The organism is Mycobacterium sp. NPDC048908 (genome assembly GCF_043197955.1).
Classification (GTDB): Bacteria; Actinomycetota; Actinomycetes; order Mycobacteriales; family Mycobacteriaceae; genus Mycobacterium.
The window spans coordinates 393,090-410,191 of the sequence record NZ_JBICUE010000002.1; the positions used below are offsets into that span (position 1 = coordinate 393,090).

19 protein-coding genes are annotated in these 17,102 nt (G+C 66.2%); 15 read left to right on the forward strand and 4 right to left on the reverse strand.

Translation table 11 applies throughout. The features are described 5' to 3' along the window. The first annotated feature begins 56 nt into the window (after positions 1-56). Positions 57-380 carry a WXG100 family type VII secretion target gene (locus ACGFK1_RS06470; protein WP_393427346.1) on the forward strand — a complete coding sequence of 108 codons (324 nt, stop codon included), beginning with the start codon at positions 57-59 and terminating at the stop codon, positions 378-380. Between the two features lie 12 nt (positions 381-392). Beyond that, on the forward strand, positions 393-689 hold the full coding sequence (locus tag ACGFK1_RS06475; protein WP_393427349.1) for a WXG100 family type VII secretion target: 297 nt from the start codon (positions 393-395) through the stop codon (positions 687-689). Positions 690-756: 67 nt separating this feature from the next. On the opposite strand, the gene ACGFK1_RS06480 is transcribed toward ACGFK1_RS06475, so the two are convergent. Continuing rightward, positions 757-918: an excalibur calcium-binding domain-containing protein gene (locus ACGFK1_RS06480; RefSeq protein ID WP_393427352.1), complete on the reverse strand. Its 162-nt coding sequence runs from the start codon at positions 916-918 to the stop codon at positions 757-759. Between the two features lie 237 nt (positions 919-1,155). Here ACGFK1_RS06480 and ACGFK1_RS06485 point away from each other — a divergent pair, with 237 nt between their 5' ends. The 11 genes from ACGFK1_RS06485 (at position 1,156) to ACGFK1_RS06535 (ending at position 11,510) form a co-directional block, all read left to right on the forward strand. Beyond that, on the forward strand, positions 1,156-2,424 hold the full coding sequence (locus ACGFK1_RS06485; RefSeq protein ID WP_393427355.1) for a GAF domain-containing protein: 1,269 nt from the start codon (positions 1,156-1,158) through the stop codon (positions 2,422-2,424). An 89-nt stretch (positions 2,425-2,513) separates the two neighbouring features. Next, positions 2,514-4,037 (forward strand): aldehyde dehydrogenase family protein, encoded by a 1,524-nt coding sequence (locus tag ACGFK1_RS06490; RefSeq protein ID WP_393427358.1) that lies wholly within the window; start codon positions 2,514-2,516, stop codon positions 4,035-4,037. A gap of 53 nt (positions 4,038-4,090) precedes the next feature. Further along, complete coding sequence (gene adhP, locus ACGFK1_RS06495) at positions 4,091-5,149, forward strand: alcohol dehydrogenase AdhP (protein ID WP_393427361.1); 1,059 nt, start codon at positions 4,091-4,093, stop codon at positions 5,147-5,149. A gap of 362 nt (positions 5,150-5,511) precedes the next feature. Beyond that, positions 5,512-5,955 (forward strand): 50S ribosomal protein L13, encoded by a 444-nt coding sequence (rplM, locus tag ACGFK1_RS06500; protein WP_393427364.1) that lies wholly within the window; start codon positions 5,512-5,514, stop codon positions 5,953-5,955. Positions 5,956-5,960: 5 nt separating this feature from the next. Continuing rightward, positions 5,961-6,410, forward strand: a complete 450-nt coding sequence (gene rpsI / locus ACGFK1_RS06505; protein ID WP_393427869.1) for a 30S ribosomal protein S9 — start codon at positions 5,961-5,963, stop codon at positions 6,408-6,410. A gap of 225 nt (positions 6,411-6,635) precedes the next feature. Then, positions 6,636-7,058 (forward strand): hypothetical protein, encoded by a 423-nt coding sequence (locus ACGFK1_RS06510; RefSeq protein WP_393427367.1) that lies wholly within the window; start codon positions 6,636-6,638, stop codon positions 7,056-7,058. 368 nt (positions 7,059-7,426) lie between these two features. After that, the gene (locus ACGFK1_RS06515; RefSeq protein ID WP_393427370.1) at positions 7,427-7,984 is read left to right on the forward strand and encodes a hypothetical protein; all 558 of its coding nucleotides are present in this window, start codon (positions 7,427-7,429) and stop codon (positions 7,982-7,984) included. A gap of 103 nt (positions 7,985-8,087) precedes the next feature. Then, positions 8,088-9,425 (forward strand): phosphoglucosamine mutase, encoded by a 1,338-nt coding sequence (gene glmM / locus ACGFK1_RS06520; RefSeq protein ID WP_393427373.1) that lies wholly within the window; start codon positions 8,088-8,090, stop codon positions 9,423-9,425. Between the two features lie 43 nt (positions 9,426-9,468). Continuing rightward, positions 9,469-9,774 carry a type VII secretion target gene (locus ACGFK1_RS06525; RefSeq protein ID WP_393427376.1) on the forward strand — a complete coding sequence of 102 codons (306 nt, stop codon included), beginning with the start codon at positions 9,469-9,471 and terminating at the stop codon, positions 9,772-9,774. A 2-nt stretch (positions 9,775-9,776) separates the two neighbouring features. Beyond that, entirely contained in the window at positions 9,777-11,102 is a 1,326-nt protein-coding gene (locus ACGFK1_RS06530; RefSeq protein WP_393427378.1) for a hypothetical protein, read from the forward strand. Positions 11,103-11,342: 240 nt separating this feature from the next. Then, entirely contained in the window at positions 11,343-11,510 is a 168-nt protein-coding gene (locus ACGFK1_RS06535) for a hypothetical protein (RefSeq protein WP_393427380.1), read from the forward strand. On the opposite strand, the gene ACGFK1_RS06540 is transcribed toward ACGFK1_RS06535, so the two are convergent. Beyond that, positions 11,473-12,345, reverse strand: a complete 873-nt coding sequence (locus ACGFK1_RS06540) for a LysR family transcriptional regulator (RefSeq protein ID WP_393427382.1) — start codon at positions 12,343-12,345, stop codon at positions 11,473-11,475. The genes ACGFK1_RS06535 and ACGFK1_RS06540 overlap by 38 nt on opposite strands. A 70-nt stretch (positions 12,346-12,415) precedes the next feature. On the opposite strand from ACGFK1_RS06540, the gene ACGFK1_RS06545 reads away from it, so the two are divergent. Continuing rightward, positions 12,416-13,132 (forward strand): SDR family oxidoreductase, encoded by a 717-nt coding sequence (locus tag ACGFK1_RS06545; protein ID WP_393427384.1) that lies wholly within the window; start codon positions 12,416-12,418, stop codon positions 13,130-13,132. 15 nt (positions 13,133-13,147) lie between these two features. On the opposite strand, the gene ACGFK1_RS06550 is transcribed toward ACGFK1_RS06545, so the two are convergent. Both ACGFK1_RS06550 and ACGFK1_RS06555 read right to left on the reverse strand, forming a co-directional pair. Further along, on the reverse strand, positions 13,148-14,185 hold the full coding sequence (locus tag ACGFK1_RS06550; RefSeq protein ID WP_393427386.1) for an LLM class F420-dependent oxidoreductase: 1,038 nt from the start codon (positions 14,183-14,185) through the stop codon (positions 13,148-13,150). 37 nt (positions 14,186-14,222) lie between these two features. Continuing rightward, positions 14,223-15,068, reverse strand: a complete 846-nt coding sequence (locus ACGFK1_RS06555) for a dienelactone hydrolase family protein (protein WP_393427388.1) — start codon at positions 15,066-15,068, stop codon at positions 14,223-14,225. A gap of 55 nt (positions 15,069-15,123) precedes the next feature. Here ACGFK1_RS06555 and glmS point away from each other — a divergent pair, with 55 nt between their 5' ends. Continuing rightward, a complete protein-coding gene (gene glmS, locus ACGFK1_RS06560) occupies positions 15,124-16,992 on the forward strand; it encodes a glutamine--fructose-6-phosphate transaminase (isomerizing) (protein WP_393427390.1) in 1,869 nt (622 codons plus the stop codon). Positions 16,993-17,102: the final 110 nt, after the last annotated feature.

Here is a 17,102-nt window from a genome sequence, read left to right on the forward strand (position 1 = left end):
CCGGCGGGTCGGCGTCCAATCTCGTAGATGGCTCGAAACGACCTGAAGGGATGCTGATGACGACACCCGGGGGCGGACCGCTCACCACCGATTTCGACCTCATGACGGCCGTCGCCGGCAAGACCGATAGCCGAAATGAGGAGATCCGGGCGATGCTCCAGTCGTTCATCGGCCGGATGAACAGCGTGCCGCCGTCGGTGTGGGGAGGGGTCGCCGCCGTGCGGTTCCGCGACGTCGTGGAGAGGTGGGACACCGAGTCGATAAGGCTCCACGCTGCCCTGCAGCGGATCGCGGAAACCATTCGCTTCAACGAACGCACGTTGCGCGAAGCCGGCGAAAGCCATTCGCACCAAATCAGTTCCGCGGCGACCAACCTCTAGGGAGCACACCACATGGATCACGTGTTGTCATACAACTTCGACGAAATCGAATACACGGTGCGGCAGGACATCCACACGACGTCGGCTCGGTTGAATGCGGCGCTCGATGAGCTTCGAGCCCAGATCGCGCCCCTGCAACAGGTGTGGACGCGGGAGGCGGCCGAGGCCTACCGCGTCGAGCACACGCGGTGGGAACAGGCCACTGCGGCGCTCAACGACATCCTGATCAACCTGGGCAATGCCGTCCGCGACGGCGCAGATGAGGTTGCGGCCACCGACCGCCGCGCCGCGAACGCGTGGGGTTACTGACGCCGCACGTCACAGGACTCTGTGCGGTCTCACTTGGAGGGGAGCCGAGTGGGACCGCACAGTTCTGTCAGGATTCGCAGGCGATTCCGTCGTGGTCGCGATCGCCGCCATCCCAGTAGTCCGGGTCGCCCTGTGGGATGTCCCAGCGGCCGTCCTTGTGCGCTTGCGTGCAATTTGCGTACGGGCCGCTGGCAATCGCCACCGGCGCCGCGCCGACTGCGGCCGCCACGCAAACAAAACCTGCAGCGATGAAGACACGAAACATTGGCACTCCGTGGTGGTCTTGAACTTCGGGGAGACGGTCCAGGAAACTCCGGAGTCGTCACAACGAAAGCTAGGTTCATTCCCTCTGCAAGGAATCAGGTGTTTCCCTATGTTTGCCGTCCATGCGGGGCCATAAGTCTCTGCCCCGATCCTCGGCATTGGGCTATCGTGGCGCCCACGCGTGCGAGGAGCGTGACGGCCGGTGAAAATCTCGAAGACATCGAGCGGCCGGGCATCGGCCCGGCTGTCGTCGAAGTCGTTGCGCGCCGTCCATGAGCTTTTCGTCTCCGGCCAGGTCGATCTCGACTCCACGCCGGTACGACGCGTGGTCGCCGAGAGCTGGCGACGCAGCCTGGCGACCGGCGTCGACCCAGACCTCGCAGGTGCCAGGCCCGCCGCAGAAATTGCCCTCGACCGCATGCGCTCCTCGCATCCGTTGGCGCCGGCCCTACCCGTCATCCGCCGACTACTGGTCAACGACGCGACGGATGCCGGTGTCGTCGTCGCCGTCTCCTCGGCCGACGGCACGCTGCTCTGGGTCGAGGGTGATCTGAAAGCCTGCCGCAAGGCCGAGCGGATGAATTTCGTGCCAGGCGCCGACTGGAGCGAACAAGGTGCCGGAACCAACGCCCCCGGTACGGCGCTCGCACTCGATACCGAACTGCAGATCTGCGGCACCGAGCATTTCTCGCGCATCGTCCAGCCGTGGAGTTGCACCGCGGTGCCGGTGCACGATCCCGGCACCGGTGTGCTCATCGGTGCGATCGACCTCACCGGAGGAACCCAGGTTGCTTCGCCGCAGACGCTTGCCTTGGTCCGCGCGACCGCTGTCGCCGTCGAGAACCATCTCGCACTGTTACAGCTCAACCGGCCGACCGCCGACGCGCAGGCCACCGCGCGGCTGACGGTGCTCGGTGCCGATCGGCCGCGCTGGCGAACGGAGACCGAGACCCGCGCCCTGACGGGTCGGCACGCCGACATCCTGGTACTGCTTGGCCGCCATCCCGAAGGTCTGAGTGCCGATCACCTCGCGGTGCTTCTCGACGACAAAGACCTCGACGTGGTGACGATTCGCGCTGAAATGTCGAGGCTGCGTCGCGTCATCGGGGCCGACTACACCGATTCCCGGCCGTACCGCCTTCTCAAATCGATCGCCAGCGACTACCAGGACGTATGCGATGCCCTGCATGCCGGTGATGTGGACCGCGCCCTGGCGCACTACACCGGTGAGCTACTTCCGCAGTCGGTTTCGCCCGGGGTCGCGCGGCTGCGTACCGAGCTGAGTGCGAGCGTGCGCGGCGCGGTACTCGCGTCGGGAAACCTTGCGCTGCTCCGTCGTTGGCTCGAGCTGCCGCAGGGCCGCGACGACCGCGACTGCTGGCGGGTGCTGTACAACCACGCCACGCCGGGCTCCGCCCTGCGGTCAGAGGCTCGTGGTCATCTCGCTGGGTTGGATCTCGACCTGGCCTAGCCTCGCAACGTCGTGCAACCGTGCTGCAACGGTCGCGAACCTACCTTCAGTGACGTCCGACACATTCACGTCGCGAAGGGATGAACGCCATGACGGTGTACGCACGACCCGGTGCCGAAGGCTCAGTGATGGCCTTTGATGCCCGGTACCAGAACTACATCGGCGGGGAGTGGGTCGCGCCCGTGGCGGGCCGATACTTCGAAAACGCCAGTCCGGTCACCGGTCAGCCGTTCTGCGAAGTTCCGCGCTCTGACGAGGCCGATATCGACAAGGCGCTCGACGCCGCGCACTCGGCGGCGCCGGCCTGGGCCAAGACGACGCCCGCAGAGCGGGCGGTGATCCTCAACAAGATCGCCGACCGCATAGAACAGAACCTGGAATCGATCGCGGTTGCCGAATCGTGGGACAACGGCAAGCCGGTGCGTGAGACGCTGAACGCTGATATCCCGTTGGCTGTCGACCATTTTCGGTACTTCGCAGGCGCGATCCGCGCACAGGAAGGATCGCTGTCGCAGATCGACGACGAAACCGTCGCCTATCACTTCCACGAACCGCTGGGCGTGGTCGGCCAGATCATCCCGTGGAACTTCCCGATATTGATGGCCACTTGGAAGCTGGCGCCGGCGATTGCGGCGGGAAATGCGGTGGTGCTCAAGCCCGCCGAACAGACACCCGCGTCGGTGCTCTACCTGTTTTCGTTGATCGGCGACCTGCTTCCACCCGGCGTGGTGAACATCGTCAACGGGTTCGGCCTCGAGGCCGGTAAGCCGCTGGCGTCCTCGAAGCGAATCGCCAAGATCGCGTTCACTGGCGAGACCACCACCGGCAAGTTGATCATGCAGTACGCGTCGCAGAACCTCGTCCCCGTGACGCTGGAACTCGGAGGCAAGAGCCCGAACATCTTCTTCAACGACGTTCTTGCGCAGAACGACGACTACCAGGACAAGGCGCTCGAAGGGTTCACGATGTTCGCCCTCAACCAGGGCGAGGTCTGCACCTGCCCGTCGCGCAGCCTGATCCAGGCCGACATCTTCGATGAGTTCCTCGAACTCGCGGCCATCCGGACCAAGGCCGTCCGGCAGGGCGATCCGTTGGACACCGAGACCATGATCGGTGCCCAGGCGTCCGAGGATCAGATGGAGAAGATCCTTTCGTATATCGAGATCGGCAAGAGGGACGGCGCAAAGCTCGTCACCGGCGGCGAGCGCGCCGAGCTCGGCGGCGATCTGAGCGGCGGATATTACGTCACCCCAACGGTTTTCACGGGTGACAACAAGATGCGCATCTTCCAGGAGGAGATCTTCGGGCCGGTGGTCGCGGTGACGTCGTTCACCGATTACGACGATGCGATCGACATCGCCAACGACACGCTGTACGGCCTCGGTGCCGGGGTGTGGAGCAGAGACGGCAACGTCGCTTACCGCGCGGGCCGCGATATCAAGGCGGGCCGGGTGTGGACCAACTGCTATCACGCCTATCCGGCGCACGCCGCATTCGGCGGCTACAAACAGTCCGGCATCGGCCGTGAGACCCACAAGATGATGCTCGACCACTACCAGCAGACCAAGAACCTACTCGTTTCCTACAGCAACAAGGCCCAAGGCTTCTTCTAAGCCGGGACCAAAGACCCTTCAGAACAAGCCCTTTTCACGATTGGAATGATGAGGTGACCCAGACTTTAGGCGCGAGCGCCGCGCCCGAGAGCACCGATACCATGCGCGCTGCCGTCGTCACCGAGTTCGGCCGCCCGCTGCAGGTCGAGGAACTCGACCTGCCGACTCCCGGCTACGGCGAGGCGCTCGTCAAACTCGAGACCTCCGGCGTGTGTCACACCGATCTGCATGCCGCACATGGAGATTGGCCCGTCAAACCGCAACCGCCGTTCATTCCGGGACACGAGGGCTACGGCACCGTTGTCGCGGTCGGTGACGGCGTCGACGACCTCGAGGTCGGTGACAAGGTCGGCAATGCCTGGCTGTGGTCGGCGTGCGGGACGTGCGAATACTGCCGCACCGGCTGGGAAACGTTGTGTGAGAGCCAGAAGAACGGCGGCTACAGCGTCAACGGCAGCTTCGGCAGCTACATGCTGGTGAATGCCGCCTACGCGGCCCGAATCCCCGAGGGAGCCGATCCTCTCGAGGTCGCACCGATCCTGTGCGCGGGCGTCACCGTCTACAAAGGCCTCAAGGTGACCGACAGCCGGCCGGGGCAGTGGGTGGCGATCTCCGGCATCGGCGGACTCGGCCACGTGGCGGTGCAGTACGCCCGCGCGATGGGACTGCGCGTGGTGGCCATCGACATCGACGACGCCAAACTCGCGCTGGCCACTCGCCTCGGTGCGGAGGTCGCCGTGAACGCCCGCACCAGCGACGTCGTCACCGAGGTGCAGAAGGCCACCGGCGGCGTGCACGGGGTGCTCGTCACCGCGGTGCACCCGCAGGCGTTCGGCCAGGCGATCGGGCTGAGGCGCGGCGGCACGATCGTGTTCAACGGCCTTCCGCCAGGCGACTTTCCTGCGCCGATCTTCGACATCGTGCTGAAGGGTTTGACGATTCGCGGGTCGATCGTCGGCACTCGCCAAGACATGGCCGAGGCGCTCGACTTCTACGCCCGCGGGCTGATCCATCCAACGGTCGAGAGCGCACGGCTCGACGACATCAATGAGGTGTTCGGCCGGATGGAACGCGGGCAGATCGACGGCCGAGTCGTCATCGACTACCGCTGACCAAGCCAAGGCCTATTTGACGACAGAATCAGACTTCGCTGGGGTCGGTTCATCATCGCCGGCGATGCGTTCGACCGCCCCGGTGGCATGTTCATGGGAACGTTCGGTGACAGTGCCACCACCTCACCGGCGACGATAAGTCGGGACAGACAGCCTTCAACGGGACGTTGAACCTCGCCGACGGCTAGCCCGACGAACGCGTTTTGACCTGCGAGGACGCCGACAGGTAAGCTGCTCCGTTGGCGTGCGGTGACGCACGGGTCCTCGGGTCAACGTCGGTCGCCGAGGCACCCCACCGCGAATGCCTGACCGGCACCCGGGTCACACCGGGATCCAACCCGAGATTAGAGAAGGTAGACGCTGTGCCTACATACGCGCCGAAGGCGGGTGACACCACGCGGTCGTGGTATGTCATCGACGCCACCGACGTGGTGCTCGGCCGGCTCGCCGTCGCGGCAGCCAACCTGCTGCGTGGCAAGCACAAGCCGACATTCACGCCGAATGTCGACGGTGGCGATTTCGTCATTGTCGTCAATGCTGACAAGGTCGCCATCAGCGGCGACAAGCTCCAGAACAAATACGCCTACCGCCACTCGGGTTATCCCGGCGGTCTGCGCAGGCGCACCATCGGTGAGCTGATGGACAAGCACCCCGACCGGGTCGTCGAACAGGCGATCGTCGGGATGATTCCGCACACCAAGCTCGGTCGTCAGATTCGCAAGAAGCTGAAGGTCTACGCCGGGCCTGACCATCCGCACGCCGCTCAACAGCCGGTGCCGTACGAGATCAAGCAGGTGGCGCAGTGACCGAGATCGTGGAGACCACAGAAACCGTGGCCGAGACCGAGGCGGCTCCGCGCGAGCCCGTCGTGATCGACCGACCCATCCAGACTGTCGGCCGCCGCAAGGAAGCCGTGGTGCGGGTGCGCCTCGTGCCGGGGACCGGCCAGTTCCACCTGGACGGACGCACGCTGGAGGACTACTTCCCGAACAAGGTGCACCAGCAGCTGATCAAGGCTCCGCTGGTGACCGTTGACCGGCTGGACAGTTTCGACATCTATGCCCACCTCGATGGTGGCGGCCCGTCCGGCCAGGCAGGCGCGCTGCGTCTGGCCATCGCCCGGGCCTTGATTCTGGTGCAGCCCGAGGATCGGCCTGCCCTGAAGAAGGCCGGCTTCCTGACTCGTGACCCGCGGGCGATCGAGCGCAAGAAGTACGGCCTCAAGAAGGCTCGTAAGGCGCCTCAGTACAGCAAGCGCTGACGGATTGATCGAAACGCCGGGTGTGCAGTTTGCACGCCCGGCGTTTCGCCTTTTGTCCAGAAGAATCGGTCACAGCGGGTTTGAGACTCTTCATGATCGGGGAGCCCTCACGTCGGAAGCGCGGGCGCTGAGGCGTTCGGCAGACCGAATCTGCCGCCGATACGGGTCACTCAGCCAGCTCGTTGGGGGATCGGCCGACGCTTCCTGACTGAAAGGGATAGATAGATGCAAAACCGTGTGAAGCTTGCGTCCGCGGGCGCCGTCCTGGGTGGAGCCCTATTGGCTGCCGGCGGCCTTGGACTCGCGCACGCCGCTCCGCCGGCAGAGTCCGTCGCCAATGACGGCAAGGTCAACATCAGCGTGACCGCGGGCGGCCAGCAGGTCGGCACCCTCGAGGACGCCTCACTGGCCAACGCGGAGGCCCTCGCCGCCTCCGCCTGCCCCAGCGCCGGAATCAACGCTGAGGCGATCAGGGCGCTCGACGCCAACGGAACGCCGGTGCCAGGCACCTGCGCAGGGCCTGAGGGCGGCCTGACGTTCACCTTCGCCCAGAACGGTGCGGGACAGTCTGAGAACGCGCCGGGTCAGAGCCCGGCCACCACGCCGTCCAGCTCGACGACGACTCCGAGCAGCACCACGGCCAGGTAGTCCCACGAGCGATCTCACCGCCCGCGCCCACCGGGGTGCGGGCGGTGAGTCGTATTGGGAGGCAGGCCGATTCGTTTTGCGTATAGGGCCGAGAACATTTTTTTCTTGCTTCAGTAAACACTGGCAAGATGCGCCGACCAGCAAAGTATTGACATATGAGCTAATTAGACTGCGGGCAGTATTGACGCGGCCAGCAATTCTTTGAGCGATTTTCGGTTTGGATCTACGTCTGATCGAGGAAAGGCCGTTTGCGGAAGCAAGGGTGCTAATCGCGCAGGCGAGGCGCTCCCACTCCGGTGCGACGCACGGAGCTGGTCGGGGGACCGGATCACCACTGGCTTCCCCGAACAGGAAAAAGGAGTATCTCTATGACGTCACGGCTGATGCGGCTGCTTGCTCTCGTAGTCGCCGTCGCTACCCTAGGGCTCGTCGGAGGTATCGGAGCCGGCATGGCTGGCGCGGCACCTCCCGAGGTAGTGGGCAAGAAAACGGTGCAGGTGCGCGGGACGGCCGACGACGGGTCGAAATTCAACGGCCAGTTCACGGTCACGCAATTCCGGCAGGCCGCTGCCGACGCAAGGACACCCGTGGAGGCGGTCGGAGACCTCACAGGCAAGCTGATCCACCCGGGTCAGGGCGCCGCAGCCGAGGATGTGTCGAAGTCCGGCGTTGCAATGCCCGCCGCAGTGGCACAGGCCAGCTGCCAGATTCTCGACCTCGTTCTGGGGCCGCTGACCCTGGATCTGCTGGGACTCCAGGTGCACCTTGACACTGTTCATTTGAACATCACGGCGGTTCCTGGTGCAGGCAACCTGCTCGGCAACCTGCTGTGTCAGGTGGCGGGTCTGCTTGATCCGTCGGGTGCCATCACGAATCTGCTTCAGTTCGTGAACCTGCTGAACCAGCTGCTCGGCTTGCTCGGCTAACGCGAAGGACCCTCACCGCCCGCATCACACCCGAGTGCGGGCGGTGAGTCGCGTCGGCCCGGCGGTTGGCTCTTTTGAGGGCATCTATGAGAAGTTTGTCGGCATGGCCCGACTGTTCGGCACCGACGGAGTGCGCGGCGTCGCCAACCAGGACTTGACCGCTGAGCTGGCTCTTGGCCTTGGCTCGGCGGCCGCCCGCCGCCTCGGCAGCGTCGGGGGGCATGCCCGCCGCATCGCCGTGGTGGGCCGCGACCCACGGGCCAGCAGCGAGATGCTCGAGGCGGCGGTGATCGCAGGAATCACCAGTGAGGGCGTCGACGCGCTGCGAGTCGGTGTCCTTCCGACGCCCGCGGTGGCCTACCTGACCAGCGCGTACGACGCCGACTTCGGCGTGATGATCTCGGCGTCCCACAATCCGATGCCCGACAACGGCATCAAGATCTTCGGGCCCGGCGGCCACAAGCTCGACGACGCCGCCGAGGACCGCATCGAAGAACTCGTGCACCAGGGCCCCGGGAGCCGGCCGACCGGCGCGGGCATCGGCAGGGTCGTCGACGCCGAGGACGCGCTGGACCGCTATCTGCGTCATGCCGCCAAGGCGGTGACCACTCGGCTGGATGGTCTGACTGTGGTCGTCGACTGCGCGCATGGCGCGGCGTCTGCCGCCGCCCCGAGGGCCTACCGCGCGGCGGGTGCCAACGTGATCGCGATCAACGCCGAACCCAACGGGCTCAACATCAACGAGGGCTGCGGTTCCACGCACTTGGAGCAGCTGCAGGCCGCGGTGGTGTCGCACGGCGCCGACCTCGGATTGGCGCATGACGGCGACGCCGATCGGTGTTTGGCGGTCGACGCCACCGGCCGCGCCGTCGACGGCGACGCCATCATGGTGATCCTCGCCCTCGCGATGCGCGACGCCGGCGAGCTGGCGTCGAACACATTGGTGGCGACCGTGATGAGCAATCTGGGGCTGCATTTGGCCATGCGCTCCGCGGGCATCGAGGTCCGCACCACAGGCGTCGGCGACCGTTACGTTCTGGAAGAGCTCCGGGCAGGCGAGTATTCGCTAGGCGGTGAGCAGTCGGGTCACATCGTGATGCCCGCGCTCGGCACCACCGGCGACGGAGTGGTGACCGGATTGCGGCTGATGTCGAGGATGGCACAGACGCGTTCGACTTTGGCGGCGCTGGCCGAGCCGATGCACACCCTGCCCCAAGTGCTGATCAATGTTCAGGTGGCGGACAAGGCGACTGTGGCGGACGCCCCATCCGTCCGTTCAGCAGTGGCCGAAGCACAGGCGCAACTCGGCGATACCGGTCGAATCCTGTTGCGGCCCTCGGGAACTGAGCAGGTCGTTCGCGTGATGGTGGAGGCGGCCGACGAAGACACCGCCCGGCAGGTGGCCGTTCGGGTCGCCGAATCGGTCAGCGACCACCGCTGATATTCGTCGGAACCGACGGGCGTCCACAGGCGTCTGAGCCTGTATGGGACAAGCCGAGGCCGCCGCTGTCGACATCGCGGCGCTGCACGCCATCGCGCGCCAATACGAGGCGGTAGCCGACGCCGTCGAGAGCGCTGTGCGTACACATTTGAGCGGATTGATGTTCGGTGGCGCGACGGCGGGCCGAATGCACGTGGCCCGCGGTGACGCCCTACGTGCGTCCGTAGATCGCGTCGTCGAGCAACTTATGCAGTGGTCTCGCGCGGCGACGGAGATCGCTGTGTCGGTGCGTACCTCGGCCGACCGGTACGCGGAAGCCGACGCCATCGCGGCCAGGCGACTGGGTTAGCGATGTCTGAGAAATACGATGTCGCAGCGAGATTGGCGGAGGGATTGCCTGCCGTCGACAACATCCAGGCCTATGTGTGGGCATGCCACGTGCTCGGCTATGCGAATCCGGACCTGACGCTGCATGCGTCGCAGATCCACGACTGGTACGGCAGCGAGGACGGACTGGACCTACGGGCGCTCGACGCGGATTGCGCAGCCCTGGAGTCGGCGGTAGCTGCTACGGAAGATGCTGTGGCGCGCCAGCATGAGCAACTCGGCGCGTTGTCGGCCGCGTGGCGAGGTGGCGCCGCGGATGCATCGAGGGAGTTCCTGCGTCGCCACGGCGAGGCATCTGCTGCCGTGGCCGCCGCAGTGCGGACGTCGGCGGATGCCTTGGCCACGCTGCGGGACAACTTGTGGCAGGCGGTCGACGGGAAGGTGGCCGCGGCGATCGCGGCCGATGAGGGTACGCCCGACGACTGGCTGGTCGCGGCGCATACAGTGACGATGGGCTCGGGTGATCGGGCGGCCGCCAGTGAGCGGGTCCATCGCGACGTCAAGCCGTTCGTGGACAGCGCTATTCGGGATGGCTGGCTGACGGCAATGCGATCGGCGACGGCCGCGGTGACGAAGGTCTACGATGTTGCGACCGCTGAGGTTGCCGGCGAACCCGAGGTGAATTTCGATGTGCCAGCCGGTCTCGGCCCGGTGTGGATGCCGGCTGCGCGCGCCGATGGGGCCGCGACGGCGCCCGCTGCGGCGACTGCCGTGCTGCCGTCAGCTGCTCCCGCACCACAATGGACGGCGGCGCCCGCGCCGCCACCGATGCCCGGACCGCAGCCGCCTCTGCCGGTTTCGGCGCCGTTGCCCGTTGATCCGGCCGCGGCCGCACCCGCCATGCCTGCGCCACCGTCGGCGCCCTCCATGGGCGCGATGCCGGATTTCGGCAGCGGCCTGACGGGATTCGGTCAGCAGCTCGCCGATGCGTTCGGCAGCCTGCTGGGAACGGCGGATGAGGGCCTGGATACGCCCGAGGTCGACCAGCCCGACATCGACGACGAGCCGAAAGACGAGGAGGCTGAGGATGACGAATCTGCCGATCCTGCAGTGCATCCCGACGACGAGCCTGCCGTCGAGGAATCCGTCGAACCCGCTTCGGCCGACCAGACGTGCCAACCGGTTGAGGAAACGGTTCCGGTCGAGCCGCCGCCGCCACCGCTCGCCGAGCCACCGCCCACCCCTGTGCCGCCGCCACCTGAAGTCGCCTCGGCGCCGCCACCCGAACCCTTGGCTGCCGAGACGCCGTGCGAGATCGCGGCCGACGAACTACCGCAGGTGGGGCAGTGAATGCACAAGCGACAGTTGGCCACTGAGCTCAACACGCTGGCTGAGAACCTCGAAGGGATCCGTGCAACTACGTCAAAGAAGCACCGGGCTGGCAGGTGTCGACCAGCGAGGACCACGGCACCCACACCGCTGATTTCCGCACACCCACCGACGCCACCTACCGTTCGACCGCGCCACCACTGCTCGGCGCGCCGATGATCACCATCAGCGATAGTCGAGGCGCTGCTCGCGGCGGCTGGTGTGTTCCGCTATGCCGACGACTCGGACTCGCTTTCGGGGGTGGCGCCGTGGCTGCCCGCGCTGTATTTCGCGTTCGGCGTCGTCGTTGGCGTGCTCGCCGAAATCGCCGCCAAGGATCGGCAGCCGACCTTCACACGGTCTGCGCCCGGCACGCCAGCGCCGCGCTGACGAAGGCGTCCCGGGCCCGGTTATCCGTCGCCGCATCCCAGATCAGCGTGACCTTGCTCGGGCCGAGGTCCTCGATGGGCAGTACTGTCACATCCGGCCTGCGGTAGAACGCCGTCGTCGATTGCGGCAGAATCACGAAACCCTCACGCGCAGCGACACGTTCGAGCTTTTCCTCCACGGTGTGCGCCGTTTGACTTCCGCGGCGATATTCTGGCAAGGCGATCTCGTACCACTCCGGCACAGTGGCCGGATCCTGCAGCAGTCGCCGGGAAGCCAGATCGGCCAATCGCACAGAACGCTTCTCGGCGAGTGGATCGCCGGCAGACAACACGACGACTCGCGGCTCTTCCAGAAGCGGCACGCTGCCAAGTCCGCTGTGGTCGATGGGTTCACGCGCATACACCACGTCGACTTCACCGCGGCGAATGACGTTGATCTGTTCTGCCCACCCGACCTGGATGACGACGGCGCGCCGCGTCGGGTCTTCGGCCTCGAATGCGGCCGCGGCCGCAGTCGCCAATAGGCCGGGCATCACGGCCACCGTCACGGTCACCGTCTGGTCAGCGACCCGAGAAAGCCTCTGCTGCAACGCCTTCGTCTCAGCGAGCAGAAAGCGCGCGTCGTCAAGCAACTGCTTGCCCGCGATGGTCAACTGTGTTCCCCGCGAGTCGCGCACGAACAGTTGCACGCCGAGTTCGCCTTCGAACGAGCGAATCTGCCGCGACAACACCGGCTGGGCGATATGCAGCCGATCGGCGGCGCGGCCGAAGTTCAGTTCCTCGGCCACGGCCACGAAGTAGCGCAACTTGCGCAGGTCGAGATCGGGCGCGGCCATACCACAAGGGTATCGCCAGGCGACGAAAAGAGTCTTGGACGCCGCCACGAGACATCGAGACAGTGGAGACATGAGCTTGAAGAACGCAAGAGTCCTCGTCATCGGCGGCACGTCCGGCATCGGCCTGGGTGTCGCGTCCGCGGCGGCCGAACGCGGCGCGACCCCGATCGTCGTGTCTCGCCAGCAGTCCAGCGTCGACCGCGCGCTCGGTCAACTTCCAGAAGGGGCCCGCGGCGCGACCGTCGACCTCACCGACCCGGATTCGCTCCGCCGGCTCGCCGCCGACGTCGGCGACATCGAGCACCTGGTCTTCACCGCCGGCGAGTCGCTGGCCTTGGTGTCGTTCGACGACCTGACTCCCGACATCATCGACCACTACTACCGGACGAGGTTGAGTGGCGCGCTCAGCGCGATCCGGGTTTTCCGCCCCCTCATCACCGCTGGCGGCTCGATCACGCTCACCAGTGGGACCGCAGGCGAGACACCGAGTTTCGGTGCCATGCCCGTCAGCATCTGCGGTGCGATGAATGCGTTGACAAAGGCACTCGCCTTCGAATTGGCGCCGATCCGGGTCAACGCCGTCGCCCCTGGCGTCGTGCGCACGCCGTTGTGGGACTCCTTCAGTGAGACCGACCGCCAGACCCTTTATGACCAGACAGCGCAACAGCTTCCCTTGGGCCGGATCGGGGAGGTCGCCGATACGGCGCTCGCCTATCTGTACTGCATGGAGCAGGAGTGGGGCACCGGCGTCGTGCTGACTGTCGACGGTGGCACATTGCTCGTTTGAGGCGAGGCATCGCGCCTAGAGCAACCCCTGCAACTCCTCGACGAACCGCACTGATTCGCGGCGGTCGCCCGAAAGTGGCTGCAGCAGAAGCGTCGTGGCACCACCCTCGGTGAACGCGGCCAACCGCTCCTTGACGTAGCCGCGTGGGCCCACCAACGAGACACTGCGCACCAGTTCGTCGGGGACCGCCGCGATGGCCTCTTCCTTTTTGCCGCCGAGGTACAGGTCCTGAATATGATTGGCCACCTCGCCGAACCCATAGCGGGTTGCCAGGTTGTGGTAGAAGTTGCGGCCCCTGGCGCCCATGCCGCCGATGTAGAGCGCCAGTTGCGGTTTGACCCAAGCCAATCGGTCATCGACGTCGTCCCCGATCGCCAATGGCGCACTGACCATGATGTCCAGCGGACCCAATGACGGATCCCGCTTCGCGAACCCCGCGCGCAACGATTCACCCCATACGTCGTCGGCCTTCTCCGGATAGAAGAACACCGGCTGCCAGCCCTCGGCGATCTCGGCGGTGAGCTGAACGTTCTTCGGGCCGAGTGCGGCAATGGTGATCGGGATGCGGTCACGGACCGGATGATTGATCAGCTGCAGCGGCTTGCCCAGACCCGTGCCGCGGTCGGCCGGCAGCGGCACCTGGTAGTACTTCCCGTCATAGGTGACGCGTTCGCGGCGCCACACCTGCCTGCAGATGTCGACCACCTCACGCGTGCGGCCGAGCGGCGCGTCGAACGGCACGCCATGGAAGCCCTCCATCACCTGCGGCCCGGACGTGCCGATGCCCAACCGGAAGCGGCCGTCGGAGACGTAGTCGAGGCCCGCCGCGGTCATCGCGAGCAGCGACGGCGTGCGGATGTAGATGGGCACGACGCCGGTGCCGAGCTCGATCGTCGACGTCCTGGCCGCCAAAAAGCCCAACTGGCTGATCGCGTCGTACGAGTAGGCCTCGGCCACCAGCGCGATGTCGACGCCGATCTTCTCCAGTTCGACGACCTGGTCGACCGCCTCGAGAAAGCCGCCCGCGTAGTTGAGAAAGATCCCTGTCCGCATCACGAAGTTATACACCCAACCGGTTGGTTGGCCGCGCTCAGGGTTTCAAGAGCGCGACGACCTTGTTTTCCATGTCCACCGGATCGTCGGCGAACGGGTCGACCGCCGGCGCCTTCGGCAGGTCGGCTTCGGCGTCGGCGAAGTCGGCGTAGGCCTTGTCGCCGGTCAGCGTGTGCAGCAGGTAGCCGGTGAGCAGCGCCCGCACCACCTTCTGCGTGCTGCGGTCGGCCCCAGGCAGTCCGACGACGCGCGCCAGTCGCCTGCCTTCGATCAGACCGCCCGCCTTGGCCTTGTGTACGGTGCGAAGCGTTGCGCCCTGCCAAACCCGGGCCAATTCAACGGCGTTGGAGCGCAACGTCATCGGGTCACCCGGCGCAGTGAGCACCAGCCCGGAGACTTTCAGCGACGCCGCGGGCTCCTCCGCGGGCGGCTTCGTGACGGTCGGGAACAGGGCCGCGACGGCTTTCGGCCCACTGGGCAGCCCCGCGGCCGCGAACACCGCCGCCGATCCGCCGAAACCGTGCCCGACCACGCCGAGCTTGCCCGGATGCACGCTGATCTTTCCCGACCCCAACCGCACCCCCGCGACGATGTCCAACGTGGTGCCCAGGTCGAACGCCAGATTCAGCGCCGACGGTGCCACGCTTCGCTCGGTATCAGGTGCGGCGGCGACGATGCCCCACGACGCCAGGTGCTCGAGGGTGCCGTCGTAGCGGTCGGTTCTGGCCAGCCAGTCGTGAGCGAATGCCACCCCCGGCAGATTGAGCCCGGACTCCGGCGTGTAGACAGTGCCGGGCATACCGGCGAAGGCCAGGTCACCGCGCAGAACGCGGTGCGGTCCGCGGCGGGTCAAAGCGCTGAAAAGCTTCTTCGTGCGGGCCACCATCGAACCGTAGCGCAGCAGGTCTGCCGCGACTCTTGCACTACCCTGGATCGCTATGTGCGGAATCGTCGGATACGTCGGGCAGCGCCCTGCCTGTGGCATCGTCGTCGACGCACTGCGCCGCATGGAGTACCGCGGCTACGACTCGGCCGGGGTGGCGCTGTTCGACGGCCGCGGCGGCATGACCGTGCGGAGGAAGGCCGGTCGGCTCGCCAACCTGGAAGCCGCACTCGCCGATACGGACGACGGCTGTCTGGCAGGCAGCACCGGCCTCGGCCACACCCGCTGGGCCACCCACGGCAGGCCCACCGACCGCAATGCCCACCCACACCGCGACGCCGCTGGCAAGATCGCCGTCGTCCACAACGGGATCATCGAGAACTACGCGCCGTTGCGTGCGGGGTTGGAAGCCGCGGGTGTCGAGTTCGCCAGTGACACCGACACCGAGGTCGCGGTGCACCTGGTCTCGCGGCAGTACGACGAGGGGGACACGGCAGGCGACTTCGCCGCCTCCGTCCTCGCGGTGCTGCGCAGGCTCGAAGGCCACTTCACACTTGTCTTCGCCAGCGCAGATGCGCCGGGGATGATCGTCGCGGCCCGACGCTCCACGCCGCTGGTCGTCGGCGTCGGCGATGGCGAGATGTTCATCGGCTCCGACGTCGCCGCATTCATCGAGCACACCCGCAGCGCGGTCGAACTCGGCCAGGACCAGGCGGTGGTGATCACCGCCGACCGTTACGAGATCTTCGATTTCGACGGCAACCCGGACGAGGCCAACGCGCGTCCGTTCCACATCGATTGGGACCTGTCCTCCGCCGAGAAGGGCGGCTACGAGTACTTCATGCTCAAGGAGATCGCGGAACAGCCCGCCGCGGTCGCCGACACCCTGCTCGGCCACTTCGCAGGTGGCCGCATTGTGCTCGACGAGCAGCGGCTCTCCGACCAGGAACTGCGCGATATCGACAAGGTCTTCGTCGTCGCGTGTGGTACCGCGTATCACTCCGGGCTGCTCGCCAAGTACGCCATCGAGCACTGGACGCGGCTGCCCGTCGAGGTCGAGCTCGCCAGTGAATTCCGCTATCGCGACCCGGTTTTGGACAGCCACACGCTGGTGGTCGCCATCTCACAGTCCGGCGAGACCGCTGACACGCTCGAGGCGGTGCGGCACGCCAAGGAGCAGAAGGCCAAGGTGCTCGCCATCTGCAACACCAACGGCAGCCAGATTCCGCGGGAATGCGACGCGGTGCTCTACACCCGCGCCGGTCCGGAGATCGGCGTCGCGTCGACCAAGACGTTCCTTGCCCAGATCGCGGCGAATTACCTTGTCGGGCTTGCCCTAGCGCAAGCCAGAGGCACCAAGTACCCCGACGAGGTGGAGCGCGAGTACCGCGACCTGGAGGCGATGCCGGAATTGGTCTCGCAGGTGCTGCAGACCGCCGAACCGGTCGCCGCGCTGGCACACCGGTTCGCGCAGTCATCGGCGGTGCTGTTCCTCGGCCGCCACGTCGGCTACCCCGTCGCCCTCGAGGGCGCGCTCAAACTCAAGGAATTGGCGTATATGCACGCCGAGGGCTTCGCCGCCGGTGAGCTCAAACACGGCCCGATCGCACTGATCGAAGACGATCTGCCGGTGATCGTCGTGATGCCGTCGCCCAAGAACTCCCCGACGCTGCACGCCAAGCTGCTGTCGAACATCCGGGAGATTCAGGCTCGCGGCGCCATCACCCTCGTCATCGCCGAAGAGGGTGACGACACCGTGCGCCCCTACGCGGATCACCTGATCGAAATTCCCGCGGTGTCAACGCTGTTCCAGCCGCTGCTGTCGACAATCCCGTTGCAGATCTTCGCCGCCGGTGTCGCGCAGGCCCGTGGGTACGACGTGGACAAGCCCCGCAACCTGGCGAAGTCGGTCACCGTCGAGTAGTGCCCATGTGGCGGAGCAACATCGGTGCGCCCGCGGCGATGTTCCCGCCCGTCCCTGATGCGCTTCAACGTCGAGTGTTCAGTTGGATGAGCGGCGCCCGAGTAGCGCTG

Bases quoted from the DNA above. Each gene is read 5' to 3' on its own strand.
- ACGFK1_RS06525 (WP_393427376.1), top strand. From the start codon at position 9,469: ATGGGACAAGCCGAGGCCGCCGCTGTCGACATCGCGGCGCTGCACGCC.
- ACGFK1_RS06510 (WP_393427367.1), top strand. From the start codon at position 6,636: ATGCAAAACCGTGTGAAGCTTGCGTCCGCGGGCGCCGTCCTGGGTGGA.
- ACGFK1_RS06545 (WP_393427384.1), top strand. From the start codon at position 12,416: ATGAGCTTGAAGAACGCAAGAGTCCTCGTCATCGGCGGCACGTCCGGC.
- ACGFK1_RS06530 (WP_393427378.1), top strand. From the start codon at position 9,777: ATGTCTGAGAAATACGATGTCGCAGCGAGATTGGCGGAGGGATTGCCT.
- ACGFK1_RS06470 (WP_393427346.1), top strand. From the start codon at position 57: ATGACGACACCCGGGGGCGGACCGCTCACCACCGATTTCGACCTCATG.
- ACGFK1_RS06490 (WP_393427358.1), top strand. From the start codon at position 2,514: ATGACGGTGTACGCACGACCCGGTGCCGAAGGCTCAGTGATGGCCTTT.
- glmM (WP_393427373.1), top strand. From the start codon at position 8,088: ATGGCCCGACTGTTCGGCACCGACGGAGTGCGCGGCGTCGCCAACCAG.
- ACGFK1_RS06475 (WP_393427349.1), top strand. From the start codon at position 393: ATGGATCACGTGTTGTCATACAACTTCGACGAAATCGAATACACGGTG.
- ACGFK1_RS06550 (WP_393427386.1), bottom strand. From the start codon at position 14,185: ATGCGGACAGGGATCTTTCTCAACTACGCGGGCGGCTTTCTCGAGGCG.
- glmS (WP_393427390.1), top strand. From the start codon at position 15,124: ATGTGCGGAATCGTCGGATACGTCGGGCAGCGCCCTGCCTGTGGCATC.
- ACGFK1_RS06515 (WP_393427370.1), top strand. From the start codon at position 7,427: ATGACGTCACGGCTGATGCGGCTGCTTGCTCTCGTAGTCGCCGTCGCT.
- ACGFK1_RS06540 (WP_393427382.1), bottom strand. From the start codon at position 12,345: ATGGCCGCGCCCGATCTCGACCTGCGCAAGTTGCGCTACTTCGTGGCC.